The sequence below is a fragment of the Streptomyces sp. NBC_01166 genome, from assembly GCF_045039765.1.
Lineage (GTDB): Bacteria > Actinomycetota > Actinomycetes > Streptomycetales > Streptomycetaceae > Streptomyces.
On the sequence record NZ_CP108613.1, the window covers coordinates 7,946,962 to 7,964,311 of the forward strand.

Annotated in this window: 13 protein-coding genes, 1 pseudogene and 1 riboswitch; of the genes and pseudogenes, 6 read left to right on the forward strand and 8 right to left on the reverse strand. The window is 70.9% G+C overall.

All coding sequences use genetic code 11. The features are described 5' to 3' along the window. Nucleotides 1-45 precede the first annotated feature (45 nt). The 4 genes and pseudogenes from OG379_RS35955 to OG379_RS35970 all read left to right on the forward strand — a co-directional run. Nucleotides 46-402, forward strand: a complete 357-nt coding sequence (locus OG379_RS35955; protein ID WP_405667416.1) for a hypothetical protein — start codon at nucleotides 46-48, stop codon at nucleotides 400-402. Between the two features lie 90 nt (nucleotides 403-492). After that, nucleotides 493-1,092 carry a class F sortase gene (locus OG379_RS35960; protein ID WP_405667417.1) on the forward strand — a complete coding sequence of 200 codons (600 nt, stop codon included), beginning with the start codon at nucleotides 493-495 and terminating at the stop codon, nucleotides 1,090-1,092. Between the two features lie 548 nt (nucleotides 1,093-1,640). Then, complete coding sequence (locus OG379_RS35965; protein WP_405667418.1) at nucleotides 1,641-2,771, forward strand: M23 family metallopeptidase; 1,131 nt, start codon at nucleotides 1,641-1,643, stop codon at nucleotides 2,769-2,771. Continuing rightward, nucleotides 2,768-3,096: pseudogene (locus OG379_RS35970) on the forward strand (MerR family transcriptional regulator); the annotation flags it as partial. The gene OG379_RS35965 and the pseudogene OG379_RS35970, both read left to right, overlap by 4 nt. A gap of 43 nt (nucleotides 3,097-3,139) precedes the next feature. Here the strand turns inward: OG379_RS35970 and OG379_RS35975 are convergent. The 4 genes from OG379_RS35975 to OG379_RS35990 all read right to left on the reverse strand — a co-directional run bounded on the left by OG379_RS35975 (nucleotide 3,140) and on the right by OG379_RS35990 (nucleotide 7,769). Beyond that, nucleotides 3,140-4,096: a hypothetical protein gene (locus OG379_RS35975; RefSeq protein ID WP_405667420.1), complete on the reverse strand. Its 957-nt coding sequence runs from the start codon at nucleotides 4,094-4,096 to the stop codon at nucleotides 3,140-3,142. A gap of 179 nt (nucleotides 4,097-4,275) precedes the next feature. Beyond that, nucleotides 4,276-5,127 (reverse strand): LysR family transcriptional regulator, encoded by an 852-nt coding sequence (locus OG379_RS35980; RefSeq protein ID WP_405667422.1) that lies wholly within the window; start codon nucleotides 5,125-5,127, stop codon nucleotides 4,276-4,278. Nucleotides 5,128-5,220: 93 nt separating this feature from the next. After that, nucleotides 5,221-6,501, reverse strand: coding sequence for an MFS transporter (locus OG379_RS35985; protein ID WP_405667423.1), 1,281 nt, complete (start codon nucleotides 6,499-6,501; stop codon nucleotides 5,221-5,223). Between the two features lie 86 nt (nucleotides 6,502-6,587). Continuing rightward, nucleotides 6,588-7,769, reverse strand: a complete 1,182-nt coding sequence (locus OG379_RS35990; RefSeq protein WP_405667424.1) for a PP2C family protein-serine/threonine phosphatase — start codon at nucleotides 7,767-7,769, stop codon at nucleotides 6,588-6,590. Nucleotides 7,770-7,989: 220 nt separating this feature from the next. Here OG379_RS35990 and OG379_RS35995 point away from each other — a divergent pair, with 220 nt between their 5' ends. After that, nucleotides 7,990-10,338 (forward strand): GH92 family glycosyl hydrolase, encoded by a 2,349-nt coding sequence (locus tag OG379_RS35995; protein ID WP_405667425.1) that lies wholly within the window; start codon nucleotides 7,990-7,992, stop codon nucleotides 10,336-10,338. A gap of 70 nt (nucleotides 10,339-10,408) precedes the next feature. Here the strand turns inward: OG379_RS35995 and metE are convergent, their stop codons facing one another. After that, complete coding sequence (metE, locus tag OG379_RS36000) at nucleotides 10,409-12,727, reverse strand: 5-methyltetrahydropteroyltriglutamate--homocysteine S-methyltransferase (RefSeq protein WP_405667427.1); 2,319 nt, start codon at nucleotides 12,725-12,727, stop codon at nucleotides 10,409-10,411. A 158-nt stretch (nucleotides 12,728-12,885) separates the two neighbouring features. Further along, nucleotides 12,886-13,107: riboswitch (cobalamin riboswitch) on the reverse strand. 60 nt (nucleotides 13,108-13,167) lie between these two features. Continuing rightward, nucleotides 13,168-14,067, reverse strand: coding sequence for a carbohydrate deacetylase (locus OG379_RS36005; protein WP_405667428.1), 900 nt, complete (start codon nucleotides 14,065-14,067; stop codon nucleotides 13,168-13,170). Nucleotides 14,068-14,316: 249 nt separating this feature from the next. Here OG379_RS36005 and OG379_RS36010 point away from each other — a divergent pair, with 249 nt between their 5' ends. Further along, nucleotides 14,317-15,849: a glycoside hydrolase family 43 protein gene (locus OG379_RS36010; RefSeq protein WP_405667431.1), complete on the forward strand. Its 1,533-nt coding sequence runs from the start codon at nucleotides 14,317-14,319 to the stop codon at nucleotides 15,847-15,849. 49 nt (nucleotides 15,850-15,898) lie between these two features. Here OG379_RS36010 and OG379_RS36015 read toward each other — a convergent pair whose 3' ends face one another. Continuing rightward, nucleotides 15,899-16,237 carry a GNAT family N-acetyltransferase gene (locus OG379_RS36015; protein WP_405667432.1) on the reverse strand — a complete coding sequence of 113 codons (339 nt, stop codon included), beginning with the start codon at nucleotides 16,235-16,237 and terminating at the stop codon, nucleotides 15,899-15,901. After that, on the reverse strand, nucleotides 16,234-17,232 hold the full coding sequence (locus OG379_RS36020; protein WP_405667433.1) for a pirin family protein: 999 nt from the start codon (nucleotides 17,230-17,232) through the stop codon (nucleotides 16,234-16,236). Before OG379_RS36020 ends, OG379_RS36015 begins: the two co-directional genes overlap by 4 nt. Nucleotides 17,233-17,350: the final 118 nt, after the last annotated feature.

Genomic DNA, 17,350 nt, shown 5'->3' on the forward strand with positions numbered 1-17,350 from the left:
CCGTGCGCGGGCACCACCAACGCCGAGCTGGAATCGGAGTTCTTCATGTCCCTTCGTCCGACCCTGCGCACCGCGATCCTGGCCACTGTCGGCCTGGGCGCGGTCCTGCTGCCGTCCACCGTGGCCGTCGCCGACGCCAAGCCCACGCCGGTGCCTGCCGAGAACAGCGCGACTCCCACCCCCGCGCCCGAAGGCGCTGAACCCACCGAGCTGGCGACGCCGGTCCCCGCCGAGTCCGTGCCGGCCGGCACGGTTCCGCGCGGCGGCGTCGACGCCGGTGAGCGCCCGGCCCAGGGCGCCGGTGACACCGCGCTCTACGGTTCCGCAGCCGGAGCGGTGCTGCTCGCGGGCGCCGGTGTCCTCGTGCTGCGCCGCCGGTCCGCCGCACAGCGCAACGGCTGACCCCGCCCGGTGGCGCCGCTCCCCGCCCGGGGGCGGCGCCACCCGTCGTTCCTCCTCCCGCTTCAGCTCGCCCCCGCACCCGGAGTGCTCATGCCCCTCAACCTGAACCCGTCATGGCGGACGGCCGCGTCCGTGACGGCGGCCGCTCTGCTGCTCGCCCCGCTCACCGGCTGCGGTGCGTCCGACACCCCCGAGCCGTCCGTCAGGGCGGCCTCCGACGCGCCCACGCCCGAGGAGGCGCCCAAGGCACCGGCGCCCACGCGGCTGACCGTCCCGTCGCTCGGGATAGACAGCACGCTGCTGCGGCTGGGACTCAACGAGGACGGCACGGTCGAGGTCCCGCCCGCGGACAAGGGCATGACGGCCGGCTGGTACGCGGGCGGAGCCGTGCCCGGCGAGCCCGGTGCGGCCGTGCTCATCGGCCACAACGACACACGGTTCGGCAAGGCCGTCTTCCACGACCTGCACGCCATCGACAAGGGGGCGGACATCGCGGTGTCCGGCGGGGGAGGGAAGGAGGCGCACTTCACGGTCACCGGCACGGAGACCGTCAGCAAGAACTCCTTCCCCACGGAGAAGGTCTACGGAACCACCGACGAGCGCGTGCTCCGGCTGATCACGTGCGACGGAGCCTTCGACGCCGACGGCCACCCCGTGGACAACCTCATCGTGTACGCGAAACTGCGCTGACGGCGAGCCGGCCGGCCGCAAACGTCAACACCCCTGCACACGCGCCGGAACGGGGACGCGCCGGAGACGCGCGGGCTCGTGATCACGTGCCCGGACCGCGCTCCAGTGCCCCCCGATCCGCTGCCGGGTCACGACCGACGCAATGCCACGAAATCCCAGCACAGCCTCAACTCCTCGCCCACCACGGGCGTGGGGTCGTCGAGGGGCCCACCGGTTCGAGTGCCGGCACACGGAACGAGAGGGAGAGCCCACCGGGCATCAACTGTGCCCCATCGGGCAGTTCATCGTGTCCACGCGGCCGGTGACGTCCCGTCACCCGCTTGTTAGCGTCGGGGCGTGAGCCGATACACCCCGCCGATATCACGCCCCGCCCTGGCGCCCTCGTGGAGTCGGCCCAGCACGTGACCAAGGACAGGGAAGGCACGGCGTTCCCCCACCCTGTGGGAACCACCGCGCACGACGACGGCCTCCAGCCGCTCCCCGCAGCGCCGCACCCCGATCCGGCTGAGAGCCGCCCGGGGCGGCCCGGAGGGACCGGGTACGGTCCCATGGGGGACGACACGGCAGAGCGCGGACCGAAGCCGCCCGCCACGGAGTCGGCCAACACCTCTCCGGCCGTCGACGCGTCCGACAACCGCACGCCCCCACGACGTAGGCGCGGCCCCCGTCCCGTCACCCTGATCGTGCTGCCCAGCCTGGTGATACTCCCCGGGGCCGCCATCCTGCTCGCCCTGACCGGCGGTCTCGACCTGGCCCCGCCGCAGGACCCGGGCCCGAGCCAGTCGGCGGTCAGCAATGTGGACGGATCCTACGTCCCCTGGCTGCGCAGGGCGACGGCGGACTGCACGGGCGTCACCCCCGCACTCCTCGCCGCGCACATCGACCAGCTCTCCGGATGGCAGGACAACACCGCGAGCCTCTCCGAGCAGGGCATCGCCCGCTTCACGGACGACGGCTGGAAGACCTGGGGCCGGGACGACGACGGCAACGGCAGTTCCTCGCCCAGCGACGCCGGGGACGCGATCATGGCGCTGGGGCGGCAGGACTGCTCCCTGGCGGAGAAGGTGACCGCGCTCCGTACCAAGGGCACCGTCAACGGTGACGTCGCCGACCTCACGCTCGCCGCGTATGCGGCCGGGGTGGACGGGGTCAAGGAGGCCGGCAAGGTCCCCGCCCCGGCCCGCACCTTCGTCGCCGACGTCAAGAAGCGGCTTCCGCAGTACGACGCACTGGTCCGGCGGAACCCCGAGCAGAACGGCCCGGCTTCCGGCGCGCTTCTGGCGCCGCCCGTCACCACGCTCACCGTCACCTCGTCGTACGGTTCGCGCACACACCCGCTGACCGGGGTCACCAAGCTTCACACGGGCGTCGACTTCGGCGCGCCGCAGGGGGCTCAGGTGTCCGCGGCACGGGACGGACGTGTCGAGTTCGCGGGCACGACCTCGGCCTACGGCAACCGCGTGGTGATCGACCACGGCACCATCGACGGAAAGCGGCTGGAGACCACCTACAGCCATCTGTCCGCCCTCCAGGTGACGACCGGCCAGAGCGTGACCACGGGCCATCCCGTCGGGCTGGTCGGCTCGACAGGGCTGTCCACCGGGCCGCATCTCCACTTCGAGGTCCTCTTCGACGGCCAGTACATGGACCCGGTCGCCTGGCTCGACAACGGCGGCTGAGCCGGCCGGAACCACCGGGAAATCCCGGGCCCCCGTCGCAGGGTCTGACCACCAGCGTGTTGCGGCTCTACGCCGACTCCGGGCTGCTGCCCCCTGCCGAAGTCGACCCCGTCCCGGGATACCGCTACTACAGCGCTGTCCAGGTGACACGGGCAACCGCGCTGCGTCAGCTGCGCGAGATGGCTATGCCCCTCGCGGCTGTCGAGGCGGTCTCGACGCCAAGGCCGATGACGCGTCGCGGCTGCTGGACGAGCATGCATCGAGGGTCGTGGGGGACGCGGCAGTGGCGCAGCAGAAGGCCGCAGCCGTCAAGTTCGCGTCCGGCGACGTGCCAGGTCCGCACCCGGTTCCCCCGCATGACGGTGGAGTCAGAGTTCAGCCAGTCGATCGACGCCGTAGCCGCTGATCAGAAGGCGTTCCTTACGGTTGCCGGTGAGCAGTTGGCTCCAGTCGACGAAGCCGCCGTCGGCCACTTCCAGGTAGTGGTCGTCCACGCGGGTGCAGACCTTGAAGCACATGCTCGTGTAGTAGCCGCGTCCGGTCGTACGGTCGGAGTCCTCGATCACGGCGACGCCCGGCACTACGGCGAGATCGCCGCGAATCCGATCGACGACCGGGCGGCACGCGTCCTCCAGGCAGGTGAGCCGGATCTCCGTGTGCTCCGCCCCGGCGGCGACCAGTGCTCGAGCGGCGAACCGTAGGTGCTCGGCCAGCTGCTGGTGCTCGAAGGATCGGTTGCCCGTGTCCCGGCCGGCGGTCACCAGGCCGAATATCTGGAAGTGGGCGAGCATCCCAGGAGCGTCGAAGTGCTGTGCCCGGGCCACCCTCTGACTGGCGGCCAGCCTGACCGGCACCGTTGAACGAGGATCGGCGGCCAGGGCCACGGATCGTCGTACGGATGCCTCCAGGGCCAACGAATTCGTCGGGTCAGCTGCCACCTCGCTGCCGCGAACCGTTGCGATCACCTTGCGCGGATCCACGGTCGCGACGGCCGAATGGGCTGCCAGAGGCAGGACCGGGGCAAGCACGAGAGTCTCGAACCCATGGGGCAACGCGGACACCAGAGCGTCCTCGGTACGGCGAAGTGCGGTGAAGCCGGTCGGTGCGGGTGCTACGAACCGGTCGTCGCGGTAGCGCCGCATCACCTCCGCCGGCGTGCGCCGGTCCGCTCGGCGCCGGAACACTTCCAGCAGCAGTGTGGTCAGATCGGCGCCGGACATGCCGTTGCTCAGCTGGTCCAGCAGTTCGGGGCCGCCGGGCCGTCCCAGCACTCGTCGTAAGGCCGGGTTGGCCGCGCTGTCTCCATCGGGCTCATGACGCTTCATGAGTGCGATTATCGGTTCAAGGGTTCCGGGCCGGCCACGGATTTTCATGCACGCCGCCGGTTCACCGGTGCGGAACCGGAGGGTGGCTGCCGCTGATCGTCCTGCGCGGCAACGAGCCTAAGGCCGCCGCAGCGGAGAGGATGCCGGCTCGTCGCGAAACCCCTCCGGGGCGGAGTCGGTCAGCGGCGGTACGCGGCCGTCGCGATCTCGATGAACGAACGGATCAACGGGTTGCGGTCACCCTCGTTCCATACCGCCACCACCCGGCTCGGCGCCATGTCGGTCAGCGGCACAGCGGCCAGCCCCGCGGGCATGTCGTGGCCCAGCGGGGCCAGACCGACCGTGCCGTTCCACAGCACGGCCTGCAGGCATTCCTGGACCACGCGCACCACCGGCCCCTCGCGCGGCTCGCCGCCGTTCCAGTACGACCGCCACAGCGGATCGGTCCCCTGCGGGAACTGGAACCAGCGGCGGTCGCTCAGGTCGGCCAGCCGCAGGCTGTCACGGCGGGCCAGCGGATCGTCGGCGCGCAGGACCGCGCCCACCGGATCGGAACGCAGCTCCCGCACCGTCAGAGCGGTCTCGTCGAACGGCGCCCGGGTCAGGGCGACATCGACAAGACCGGCACGCAGCCCGCAGGTCGGGTCGGTCAGGTCGGCGTCGCGGATGCGGATGTCGATGCCGGGGTGGCTGCGACGGTAAGCGGCGGCCAGTCTGGTCGCCGCCAAGTCGGTGCTGTCGCCCAGGATGCCGACGGTGATGGTCGCGCCGGCGGCCGCCGCGGTCACGTGCATTCGTACGCGGTCGGCGTGGTCGAGCAGGGCGCGCGCCTCGTCGAGCAGCAGGGTGCCCACCGGGGTGAGCGTGACGCCGGCAGGCGAGCGGACGAGCAGGAGGGCTCCGAGCTCCGCCTCGAGCTGCTTGATCGCCCGGCTCAGCGGCGGCTGGCTCATGTGCAGTCGCGTGGCGGCCCGGCCGAAGTGGAGTTCCTCGGCGACCGCCACGAAGTACTGCAGGGTACGTAGCTCCACGCTGCAACGCTACCCGCTGGGTATGGACCTGGCGGGACTGGTCCTGGACGGTCGCACGGCGCCGCCGAGCGTTCTCCGGAAGCCGGGGTGCGGTTACGCGTGCGCCTGGTCCGGTTCTCCGCCGGTTTCCGCGGCGGCGGCATCCTGCCGGGACCGCGTTCGTGTGCCCCAGCGTTCGATCGTGGGGCCGACCGCCCCCACGGCCGCGAAGAACACGCCGAGGAGCAGCCAGCCGGTCGTGCCCATCCCGAGCACCACGGTCGTGAGGATGGCGGGAGCGAGTGCCTGGCCTGCGCTGAAGCCGAGCCCGAGTAGCCCTTGGTACTGGCCTTGGGCATGGTCCGGTGCCAGGCCGAAGCCAAGGGCGAAGCCGGCCGAGGACTCCCATATCTCCCCGAGGCTGTGCACGAAGATCGCCGCGACCACGAGGCCGGCGGCCGCCCACACGGGAGCGTGCGCCGTCAGGGCCATCATCGGGCAGCTGAGGAGGAAGAGCAGCCCTGCTGTGCGGAACGCCCTGCCGCCATCGAGAGGGGTTTCGATGCGGGATCCGATCCTGGTCTGCAACAGGACGCAGACTCCGGCATTGATCGCGGACACCGCGGCCACGGTCCAGCGGGGCGCGTCCGTGTGCTCCGAGATCCAGATCGGCAGAAGCAGCGAGACCACCGGGTACTGGAGCCCCATGGCACCGTAGAGGGTCGTGAAGGCCACGAAGGGACGGTCGGTGAGAGCGATCCAGCGGCGGCCCTCCTGCGACGACGACGGCGCCAACGCCCTGAAGTTGGGGAGCAGGAACAGGAGGAGGGCGCACAGGGCGAAACTGGCCGCGTCGCCGAGAATCAGCACGATGTAGGCAGTACGCGTGTTCGCCGCAACCGCGAATCCGGCACCCACGGTTCCCAGGACGACGCCCAGATTCACGTACGTACGGAGCTTCGCCCTGAACAGCGCCGGGCGGTCGGTGCCGACCCTGACCACCAGGGCTCCCCAGGCCGCGCCGGCAGCGGCTGCGGCAAGCTGGTCGACGGCAGCGATGACGGTGAGGGCGGCCCAGCTCTCGACGAGCACGAGAGCGGACATCGCTACAGCCTGGACCGCCAGGGCGAGCATCATGACCGTGCGGGGGCCACGTCGATCGGCCAGATGGCCGCCGGGTATCCCCGCGAGCAGGCCGATCAGGCCGGCGATGGTGAGGGCGGCGCCCACCTGCACCGCCGGGAGATCCACGACCAGGGTGAAGTAGAGCGCGGATGCCGCGTTGAAGAGCCCGTTACCGACCCGGTTCACGAAGCTGGCCAGGATCAGTACACGTTCCGACCTGTTGCTCCCCGCTATGTGAGCCATACGGCCGGGCGGTCTTCCCTTGATCATGGGCGCAGGCTAACAGCGGCCCCACGCACGGTCAGGGGTGCGAAGTCTGTGGGCAGGGGGATGAGGATCAGGCAGCGGCCGGGGCTTCATGCCCGGCCCCCTGCGCCGACGTCCGTGCCCGGGGCAGGCCGAGACTCCGCCCGGGTGACGGCGACCAACGCCAGGTCGTCCCGCAGGACACCGTCCGTGTGGGCGTGGACCGTCTGGGCGAGTCTGTCCACCACGGTCGGCGGGCCCTGGCGCCACGACTCCCGCAAAACCTTGTCCGGTGTGTAGAAGCGCCCATCGGCGTCGCGTGCCTCCAGGAGCCCGTCCGTGCACAGCAGGAGCAGACTCCCCGGGCCGAAGGGGCGCGACTCGTCGGCCCACGGGCCGGCGTCGAATTCGCCGAGCCCCAGAGGCAGGCCGGGATGCTCGGGCTCCCAGACCTGCAGGCCGGTCCCGTTCACCAGGAAGGCCGGGCAGTGCCCACGGCTGATGAGGCGCACTTCCGTGCCGTCGTCCGGGATCTGCGCGATCACGGCCGTGATGAAGTGCTCACCGCTCAGGTTGCTCTCACCGCCGACCGCTGCTGTCTCCCTGGTGTGACGGGACACCGCCTCGTCCAGGTGGCGGGCCAGCTCGGGCAGCGTCGGGGTGTGGTGCGCGGCTTCGTGGAAGCTGCCCACCAGCGCGGCGACGTCGGGAACGGCGTTCAGCCCCTTGCCGCGTACGTCGCCGATGAGCAGGCGCACGCCGTAAGAGGTGTGCTCCGCCGCGTACAGGTCGCCGCCGACAGAGGCCGCGGCGGACGCGGCCTCGTAGCGCACCGCGATCCAGGTGTTCCCCCACCACGCCCGTACGGGTGGCAGAACTGCGCGCTGGGCGCTCTCCGCCACACGCTCGGCTCCCAGGAGCCGGCGCAGGAGCGAGAGCCGCAGCCGGCACAGCGGCACGGATGCCCAGGCGAGGACCACCATGGCGACGTAGTCGACCACCGCGTGCTCGCCGTCGGACGGCATGTGCCGTGCGAACAGGAACACCAGTCCGGCCACGCTGTTCAGGGCGGCCACCCCGATCACGGCCCGCAGTGAGTACACGCAGGCAGCGATCATGGAGCTCAGGATCAGGAAGACGTCCCCGCTGAACGCTCCCGGCGTGGGCAGATCGATCGCCAGTGCGAGTGCCACCAGCGCCAACGGTGCGAACCGTGCCCACCGGGGGAGCAGATCGCTCTCGTCCCGTGGTGCGTGCGACGTCAGCCCTGTCGCGGTGCGGTGCGGGCTCACGGCATTGCCTCCGGGTGAAACAGGCAGGCCTCCGTCAGGCAGGCTCTGCGTCCTGTCTCGACCTTGGAGCCGGAAGCCCTCTCCCGCACGTGGAAGCCGGGTGCCGGCGAGCGCCGAGCAGCCCGCCTGCCGCAGCTCTTGACGAGTACACGCATGCGGGCCAAGAATGATCGCGCAGTGCGCATGACAACGTTGTCTACGTCCGAGAGGCGCTCATTCCATGAGATGGACCCACTGGATTCGCGGGGCGGGGACGGTGGCCGCGACGGCCGCCCTCCTCGGCGGCGCCGTCGCCGCGCCTGCCGCGGCGGACGGAGAGGGGCACGCCGAGCGCGCCCGGCTCACCGATCTCGTCAACCCGTTCATCGGAACCGAGAACGAGGGCAACACCTACCCCGGCGCCGCGGTGCCCTTCGGCATGGTGCAGTTCTCGCCCGACACCGGGCACAACACCGGCTACGACTACTCGGAGACCCACATCAGGGGCTTCTCCACCGTCCACATCTCCGGTGTGGGCTGTGGACTCGGCGGAGACCTGCCGGTGCTCCCGACGACCGGTGACATCACGTCGACGGACAACGCCGCATACGCTGCGGAGTTCAGCCACGACGACGAGAAGGCGAGCCCCGGCACCTACGAGGTCGGTCTCAAGACAGGCATCAAGGCCGAGCTGAGCGCCACCGAGCGCACCGGAGTGCAGCGCTACACCTTCCCCGCGACGGACAAGGCCAACGTCCTTATCAACGCGGGCCAGTCACTGCACAAGACCGTGGACACCGACGTCGAGATCCTCGACAACCGCACCGTACGCACGGCCATAACCGGCAGCGGCTTCTGCCAGGACACCAAGCCGTACACCGTGTACACGATCACCCGCTTCGACCGGCCGTTCACCACCTCCGGCACCTGGAAGGGGGACAAGGTCACCGAGGGCTCGAAGTCCTCGTCCGCGGCCGCCGAGCGCAACGGCGCCTTCGTCCGCTTCGACACCTCCAAGGACCGCACCGTCGAGGCGACCACAGCGATCTCGTACGTGGACGCCAAGGGAGCCGCCCTCAACCTGCGTGCGGAAGGCGGTCGTTCGTACGACCGCGTCGCGCGCTCGGCCCAGGCCGCCTGGGAGGACCGCCTCGACGACGTCCGGGCGAAGGGCGGCAGCGAGACCCTGCGCCGGACCTTCTACTCGTCCCTCTACCGCTCGTTCCTCGCGCCGAACATCGGCAGCGACGTCGACGGCCGCTACACGGGCTGGGACCAGAAGACCCACCGCGCCAAGGGGTTCACCTACTACCAGAACTGGTCGCTCTGGGACACCTACCGCACCCAGGCCCAGCTCCTGTCGCTGCTCGCACCGCACGAGTCCCGCGACATGGCGATCTCGGTCATCAAGATCGACGAGGACAGCGGCTGGCTGCCGAAGTGGGGCTACGGCACGGTCGAGACGAACATCATGACCGGCGACCCCGTCACGCCGTTCCTCACCAACGCCTACCAGCAGGGCCTGCTCGAGGGGTACGAGGAACAGGCGTACCGCGCGCTGAAGAAGAACGCCGACGGCGTGCCGCCCGCCGAGTCCGCCCCCGTGGGCCGCGAGGCCAACAAGGAGTACCTCGCCGAAGGTTTCGCGCCGTACATCAAGGGCCGGGCCCATGTGAAGCCGGGCGACTCCGACTACGACCACGGTGCCTCCGCGACCCTGGAGTACGCGCTGTCCGACGCGATGCTCGGGCAGATGGCGAAGGAACTCGGCCACGACGAGGACGCCGCACGCTATGCGGAGCGGGCGCAGAACTACCGGAAGATCTTCGACAGTTCGACGGGCTTCTTCCGCGCACGGGACGCTAACGGCGCCTTCACCGGCCCCGCCGACCCGGCGCAGAGCGAGGGCTTCCACGAGGGCACGTCCTGGCAGTACCAGTGGCTCGTCCCGCAGGACCTGCCCGGCATGGTCTCCCTGATCGGTGGCACCGAGTCCGCCAACGAGCGGCTCGACTCGTTCTTCGCCTACGAGCAGTTGCTGCAGGACCCGGCGAAGACCGCCCGCGAGGTGTGGGTGAACGGGCCGTACGACTACTACAACGCGGACAAGTACAACCCTCAGAACGAGCCCGACCTGATCGCCCCGTACACCTACCTCTCCACGGGGCAGCCCTGGAAGACGACCGACGTGGTGCACGCCGCGCTCACGCTCTTCACGGACACCCCGACCGGCATGACCGGGAACGACGACCTGGGGACGATGTCCGCCTGGAACGTCCTCTCCTCGATCGGGATCTTCCCGGTCCAGCCGGGCACCGACACCTGGGGCCTGTCGACCCCCGTCTTCGAGCGGGTGGACCTGACCCTCGACCGGCGCTACTACCCCAAGGGCCGCCTGACGGTGAAGGCTCCGGGCACCTCCGACTCGGCGCGCTACATCCAGGCGGCGCGGACGGACGGCGCCGCGTACGGGAAGACCTACCTGACCACCGAGGACATCCGCGGCACACGCGACCTGTCCTTCGAGGTCGGCACGGAGCCCTCCCGGTGGGGCACCTCGGCGGACGCGGCACCGCCCGCCCTCAAGTGATCCACTGAACAACCTCTGTCCGCAGCCGGACCGGCCGGGGCGCACCCAGCGCCCCGGCCGGTCCGGGTCGTCAGGACGCCCGGAGCTCGCCCCGCACGGTGCGGGCCGCGGTCACGAGGTTCTCCAGCGACGCTCGGGTCTCCGGCCAGCCACGGGTCTTGAGCCCGCAGTCCGGGTTGACCCACAGCCGCCCGGCGGGGATCGCCTTCAGGCCGGTGCGCAGCAGCTCGGCGGCCTCCTCCGCGCTCGGCACGCGGGGCGAGTGGATGTCGTACACGCCGGGTCCCGCCTCCCGCGGATATCCGTGCTCCGCCAGCTCGTGGGCGACCTGCATGTGGGAGCGGGCCGCCTCCAGGCTGATCACGTCGGCGTCGAGGTCGTCGATGGCCCGGACGATGTCACCGAACTCGGCGTAGCACATGTGGGTGTGGATCTGTGTGTCCGCCCGCACCCCGCTGGTGGTGAGCCGGAACGCCTCGGTCGCCCAGTCGAGGTAGGCCTGGCGGTCGGCGGCGCGCAGCGGCAGCGTCTCGCGCAGTGCGGGTTCGTCCACCTGGATGACGGAAGTCCCCGCGGACTCCAGGTCGTTCACCTCGTCACGCAGGGCGAGGGCGACTTGCCGGGCGGTGTCACCGAGGGGCTGGTCGTCGCGGACGAAGGACCAGGCGAGCATCGTGACCGGCCCGGTGAGCATGCCCTTGACCGGACGGCCGGTGAGGGACTGGGCGTACGTCGTCCATCCCACCGTCATCGGCCCGGGGCGGGAGATGTCCCCGGCCAGGACCGGCGGACGGACATAGCGGGTGCCGTAGGACTGGACCCAGCCGTGCTGGGTCGCGAGGTAGCCGGTCAACTGCTCCGCGAAGTACTGCACCATGTCGTTGCGTTCGGCCTCACCGTGCACCAGCACGTCCAGGCCGGTCTCCTCCTGGAAGGAGATCACCTCCTGGATCTCCGCCTTGATGCGCTCCTCGTACGCGGCCGCGTCGATGCGGCCCGACCGCAGAGCGGCGCGGGCGGTGCGCAGTTCGGCGGTCTGCGGGAACGAACCGATGGTGGTCGTCGGCAGCAGGGGCAGGCCGAGGTGCGCGCGCTGCACCGCCGCCCGTTCCGCGTACGGCTGGGAGCGGTGGGCATCGGCGTCGGTCACCGCGGCGGTCCGGGCGCGGACGGCCGGGTCCCGGGTGACGGGGGAGTGGGCGCGGGAGGCCAGGTCGGCCCGGTTCGCGGCGAGTTCGGCCGCGATCGCTCCGGTGCCCCGGTCCAGGCCCCTGGCGAGGGTGACGACCTCGGCGGTCTTCTGCCGGGCGAAGGCCAGCCAGCGCAGGACCTGAGGCTCGATGTCCCGTTCGGCTGACGTGTCGAGAGGGACGTGCAGCAGCGAGCAGGAGGACGCCACGTCGATCCGTCCGGCGAGCCCGAGCAGGGTTCCCAGGACGGAGAGCGACTTCTCGAGGTCGTTGATCCAGATGTTGCGCCCGTTGACGACCCCGGCGACCAGGCGCTTGCCGGGGAGCCCGCCGACGGCGGCCAGGGCGTCCAGATTCGCGGCTGCTGCCTCCGTGAAGTCCAGCGCCAGCCCTTCCACCGGGGCCTTGGCCAGAACGGGAAGGGACTCGCCGAGCAGGCCGAAATAGGAGGCCACGAGCAGCTTGGGCCGGTCGGTGAGCGTTCCGAGCCGGTGGTAGGCGTGCTCGGCGGCCTCCAGCTCGGCCCGGCCGCGGTCCTGGACGAGTGCGGGCTCGTCGAGCTGTACCCACTCGGCCCCGGCCGCCCTGAGGTCGGCGAGTACCTCGGCGTACACCGGCAGCAGACGGTCCAGGAGTGTGAGCGGGTCGAAGTCCGCGGCCACACCGGGGGCGGGCTTGGCGAGGAGCAGGTAGGTCAGCGGACCGACCAGGACCGGCCGGGCGGCCAGCCCCAGGGCGACGGCCTCCTCGAGCTCGGCGACCTGCTTGGCGGAGTCCGCGGTGAAGTCGGTGTCAGGGCCCAGCTCCGGGACCAGATAGTGGTAGTTGGTGTCGAACCACTTGGTCATCTCCAACGGGGCGACGTCCTGCGTGCCGCGAGCCATCGCGAAGTAGCCGTCGAGTGCGTCGGCGGCGACCGCCTCCCGGTGGCGGCCGGGGACCGCTCCGACCATCACGGTGGTGTCCAGCACATGGTCGTAGTACGAGAAGTCGCCGGTCGGGACCTCGTCGATGCCGGCATCGCTGAGCTGCTGCCAGTTGGCACGGCGGAGTTCGGCGGCGGTGGTACGGAGGGCGTCGGCGGTGACCCGGCCCTTCCAGTAGCCCTCGACGGCCTTCTTGAGTTCCCGGTTCTGTCCCTGCCGGGGGTAGCCGTACACAGTGGACCGCGCTGCCGCGGTCGCGTGTTCGTCGGTCACGGAGATCTCCTTCGCGAGATGAATCCCTGAGATCCCGGGGACGGGACGAGGGCGCGAAGGGGCGACGTAACGGACGGGACCGTGTCGACCGACGCGGTGATCCGACCGGTATGTACGCCGACCCGCCCTCGAGGTCACCGGGATGTCCGCGCGCGTTCGTTCGCGCGCGGGCAGATGGCAGGTCTTCGGACTCGCGGGCACGTCCTGCGTGAGGACACCTAATGGCCGTCGCTTCCCAGGTCCGGTACGTCGGACCCAGTGCGTATGACGGCGGTCGTTCCCGCTCACCGCTGCGGGGCAGTCCCGGAATTCCACCGGGTTCCCTCTTGCGACGCGCCCCGCCTGGCGGACGGGGGCGAACCAGCTGCACCCACCAGCCTACGGGGCCGTACGAGGACGCGGTGCGCCAGGTCCAGGATGCGGATGGTGCCGGCGCCGGCTCAGACAGGACCCGTGTTCCTGGCCCATACGCGCTGAACGGCCCGGTAGTCGATCAGCGTGACGCCCTCCCGGGCCACCGCTTCCCGGGCCTCCGGCGACGTGAGGAACTCGTGGTCCGTACGCCGCACATGGTGGTCGCCGTCGGTGCTCCGTGACTCCTGGCCGGCGAGACCGGGATGGACCGCCCATTCGCTGAGTCCGGCCGGCAGGTCGTGGAGCAGCCGGCCGTAACGGGCCGCCTTGTCCTCGACCGGGAGGGAGAAGCTGTCGAGGAAGTCATGGTCGATCACGGGCAGTCCTCTTCGCCGCATGGCCCGCAGCCCCGGCTCCAGCCAGACGCGGACGGCGAGGCCGTACTCCGCGGCCAGCCCCACGGTCAGGTCGAGGATGTCGTCGCGGCCTCCGTCGGCCAGGCAGTGAAAATCCAGGTGGGTGGGCATGAGGCCCGCATCGGCGACGGCGTCGATCTGCGCGCGGAACTCGGTCTCGACCTCGTCGGGCCGGACGCGGCCGAGCAGGGCGGACCGCCCTGCGGTCGTCGGCTCGAAGAAATTGCCCGCCGGGTCGAGCAGGGAGGGAACCCTCTCCCTGGCCGTCAGGGGGCCCCAAGGACGGTCGGGCGTCTCGCACACCATGGTGAGGTGGAGCCCGAACGGAATCCCCGGCCTTCGCCGGAGCAGCCGCATCGCGTCCGGGGCCGCCGGACACACGGTCATGAGGCTGCATGAGCCGGCGATCCCCTCCTCGATCGACTCGATCACCCCCGCGTTGACCGCGGGGCACATGCCGAAGTCGTCGCAGTTGACGATCAGCAGGCGGGCATCGGCCGGGAACCCGAGAAGCCGGTTCCACCGCGCCGGCGACGTCATGATCGCGGGTTCGACGCCTTCTTCATCCATGCCCGCAGTCTGTTCCCCGTCCTGAGGTTGTGCACACGGATTTCGTCGAAGCGCTTCGACTGAATCTCTCGGGGAGTCGCGGAATGTGTCCGAGGCTTGCTCCGTGGAACTCCGTTCCCTCGAACTTCTCGCATGTGAACCCGAGTCCTGACGGGTCTATTGACACGCCTACGCCGGGCTGCCATCTTCGAAGCGTTTCGACGATCATGGCCTTGGGACGCCGTCCTGGCCCGAGCCTGAGGACAGCCCGTGGTGCTCTTCGACAATCCCGTGATACCCGGCTTCAGCCCGGATCCGAGCATCTGCCGCGTGGGCGAGGACTACTACGTGGCGACGTCCAGCTTCGAGTACGTACCCGGGGTACCGCTGTGGCACAGCCGGGACCTGGTGCACTGGCGGCTGATCGGACACGCCCTGGACCGCCCGTCGCAGCTGGCCCTCCCCGACACGGCTCCGTCGTCGTGCGGGGTCTACGCCCCCACGCTGCGGCACCACGACGGCCGCTTCTGGATGATCACGACCGTGGTCGCCGGTGCGGGCAACGTCCTGGTGACCGCCGAGGACCCCGCAGGTCCGTGGTCGGACCCCGTGCGGGTCGGCATACCCGGCATCGATCCCGATCTGGCCTGGGACGACGAGGGGGGCTGCTGGTGCGTGTACTCCGACGGCGGGATCCGGGGGGTGCGTATCGACCCGGAGACGGGCGAACTGCTCGGCGAGCCGGTGGAGATGTGGTCGGGGAGCGGGCTCCAGTACCCCGAGGGCCCGCATCTCTACAGGATCGGCGACTGGTGGTACCTGCTGCTGTCGGAGGGCGGAACGGAACGCGGGCACGCGATGTCGCTCGCCAGGTCCCGCTCGCTGCCGGGGCCCTTCGAACCGCACCCGGACAACCCCGTCCTCTCCCACCGCAGTACCGGACACCCGGTGCAGAACACCGGCCACGGCGATCTGGTGCAGGCGCACGACTCCACCTGGTGGATGGTGCTGCTGGGCACCCGGCCCCGCGGGGACACCCCGGGGTTCCACGGCATGGGACGGGAGACGTTCCTGGCGCCGGTGCGGTGGGAGGGCGAGTGGCCGCTGCCGGGGCCGCTGGAACTCCGCGCGGAGGCTCCCGGCCTGGCTCAGCACCCCTGGCCCGCCGAGCCGCACCGCGACGACTTCGACTCGCCGGTGCCGGCACCCTGCTGGGTGACGTTGAGGCGCCGCGATCCGGCTGACGCACGCCTCGACGAGCGGCCGGGCCACCTGGTGCTGCACGCCCGGGCGGACGGCATGGACAAGCCCGGCGCGCTGTTCGTGGGGCGGCGCCAGCGCGACCCCGACTGTGAGGCGCGGACGCGGGTCGACGTCGGCGAAGGAGGCCGGGGCGGCCTCGCCGTACGGCTCGACGAGGCCCACCACTACCAGGTGGAGACGGAGGACGGCGTGGTCCGTGCGGTCGCCCGCATCGGCCCGCTGCGCCGGACGGTCGCCGAACGGGCCGTGCCCGCCGGGCCTCTGACGCTGCGCGTCGACGTGACCACCACGGGAGTCCTGCCGCCCACCGTCACCGTCCGTCCGGAGGACCCCGATGCCGACGCGGGCCTCCGCGTCGGCGGCCCCGACACCCTTCGACTGGGGTTCGAGACCGACGACGGCTCCTTCGAGATCCTCGCCGAGCTCGACGGCCGCTACCTCACCACCGAGGTCGCGGGCGGATTCACCGGCCGGGTCATCGGCATGTACGCGACCCGGGGCACTCTGGCCTTCGACTGGTTCGAGCTGCGGCCGGCCTGACGGAGCGCCGCCACCCGGCCGCCGTCCGGGCGGGCGACGGCGCGGGTGCTCAGCGAGCCAGGGTGGTCTCCAGCCACTGCAGGATCTCGGGCGTGACCGGGTCGGTGATGTCGGAGAACTCCTCGTGCTTCTTGAGGAACTTGGCCACGTAGGGGCAGACCGGCACGATCCGCTTGCCCGTGTCCCGTACGTGGCTGAGCGCCTCCCGCACGAGGACGGAGGCCAGGCCCCGGCCCGCGAAGGCGTCGTCGATCTCGGTGTGGAAGAAGACGCGCTGCGCGTCGCGGTCGCGGTAGGCGGTGAACCCCGCGCTCGTTTCGTCGACCAGGATCTCGTAGCGGTGCCTGGCGTCGACGTTACGGACGACGGGGGCGTCGGCCTGGGTCATCGGGTGCTCCCTTTCGGGCGTGTCGGGTTGCCACGCGGTGCGATGGTGGCGTTGGGAAGAGCCGGGGCGGGGATGCGGGCGCCGGGGTAGCCGTCGACGTGGCCGAAACGGTCGGAGCCTGCCTCCCACTCCTCGCGTGCCTCGACGATGTCGTCATGACTGCGGCCCACGAAATTCCACCACATGACGATCTCTTCGTCGAACGGTGTTCCGCCCACGAGCACGGCCCGGGCGGGGGCGTCGGTCTCGTTGACCAGGGTGACTTCCCCGTGCCCCGGGCCGAGGTAGCCCAGCTCGGCCGCTCGCAGCAGCGTTCCGTCCAGACGGATGCTCCCCTGGTCGACGAGAAGGCCGTGCTCGAATGCCGGGTCCGTGTCGAGGATCGCGGTCGCGTGCGGTTCGAGGACGATCTCGGCGCCGAGCAGAGGGGTGAAGGCCGGGACGGGGGAGGTGTCTCCGGCGAGGGAGCCCAGGAACACCCTGATCACGGCGCCGTCCCGGCGGACCGGGTCCGGCACATGGTGCCGGAAGTCGCGCGCCGCGTCCCGGTGCTCACCGGGAAGCGCCACCCACAGCTGGACACCGTGCAGGACCGTGGTGCCGGGGGTGGAGACCTCCGTGTGGCTGATGCCCCGGCCACCGGTCATCAGGTTGAGCTCTCCGGGGCGTACGAAGGCGTGGCTGCCCAGGCTGTCACGGTGCTCGATCTCACCGCTGAACAGCCAGCTGACGGTCTGCAGGCCGATGTGCGGATGCGGGGCCACATCCATGCCGCCCGTCACGCCGACGTCGTCGGGGCCGTAGTGGTCGATGAAGCACCAGGCCCCGATGAGCGTGCGGGCCCTCTGCGGCAGCGTGCGCCGCACCGTCATCGCCCTCGGACCGCCCAGCGGTACGTCCCGCGCCGTCAGCACCTCCACGCCGGGGCGGGGCACCCGACCCCGGCCGTCGGTGCCCGGGGACGGCGCGATCCGGTCCGTGCCGGCGCCGCTCATCGAGGGCCCCCCGACGCTCCACGGGTGTTTGCATGTTCAACAATCATGCTTGATCATAAGCCGTCGCACAGTCGGGGCGCACGGCACGGCGAGGGGGACGGGGCACGTCCCGGTGAGG

Bases quoted from the DNA above. Each gene is read 5' to 3' on its own strand.
- OG379_RS35955 (WP_405667416.1), top strand. From the start codon at position 46: ATGTCCCTTCGTCCGACCCTGCGCACCGCGATCCTGGCCACTGTCGGC.
- OG379_RS35960 (WP_405667417.1), top strand. From the start codon at position 493: ATGCCCCTCAACCTGAACCCGTCATGGCGGACGGCCGCGTCCGTGACG.
- OG379_RS35965 (WP_405667418.1), top strand. From the start codon at position 1,641: ATGGGGGACGACACGGCAGAGCGCGGACCGAAGCCGCCCGCCACGGAG.
- OG379_RS35975 (WP_405667420.1), bottom strand. From the start codon at position 4,096: ATGAAGCGTCATGAGCCCGATGGAGACAGCGCGGCCAACCCGGCCTTA.
- OG379_RS35985 (WP_405667423.1), bottom strand. From the start codon at position 6,501: ATGATCAAGGGAAGACCGCCCGGCCGTATGGCTCACATAGCGGGGAGC.
- OG379_RS35995 (WP_405667425.1), top strand. From the start codon at position 7,990: ATGAGATGGACCCACTGGATTCGCGGGGCGGGGACGGTGGCCGCGACG.
- OG379_RS36005 (WP_405667428.1), bottom strand. From the start codon at position 14,067: ATGGATGAAGAAGGCGTCGAACCCGCGATCATGACGTCGCCGGCGCGG.
- OG379_RS36015 (WP_405667432.1), bottom strand. From the start codon at position 16,237: ATGACCCAGGCCGACGCCCCCGTCGTCCGTAACGTCGACGCCAGGCAC.
- OG379_RS36020 (WP_405667433.1), bottom strand. From the start codon at position 17,232: ATGAGCGGCGCCGGCACGGACCGGATCGCGCCGTCCCCGGGCACCGAC.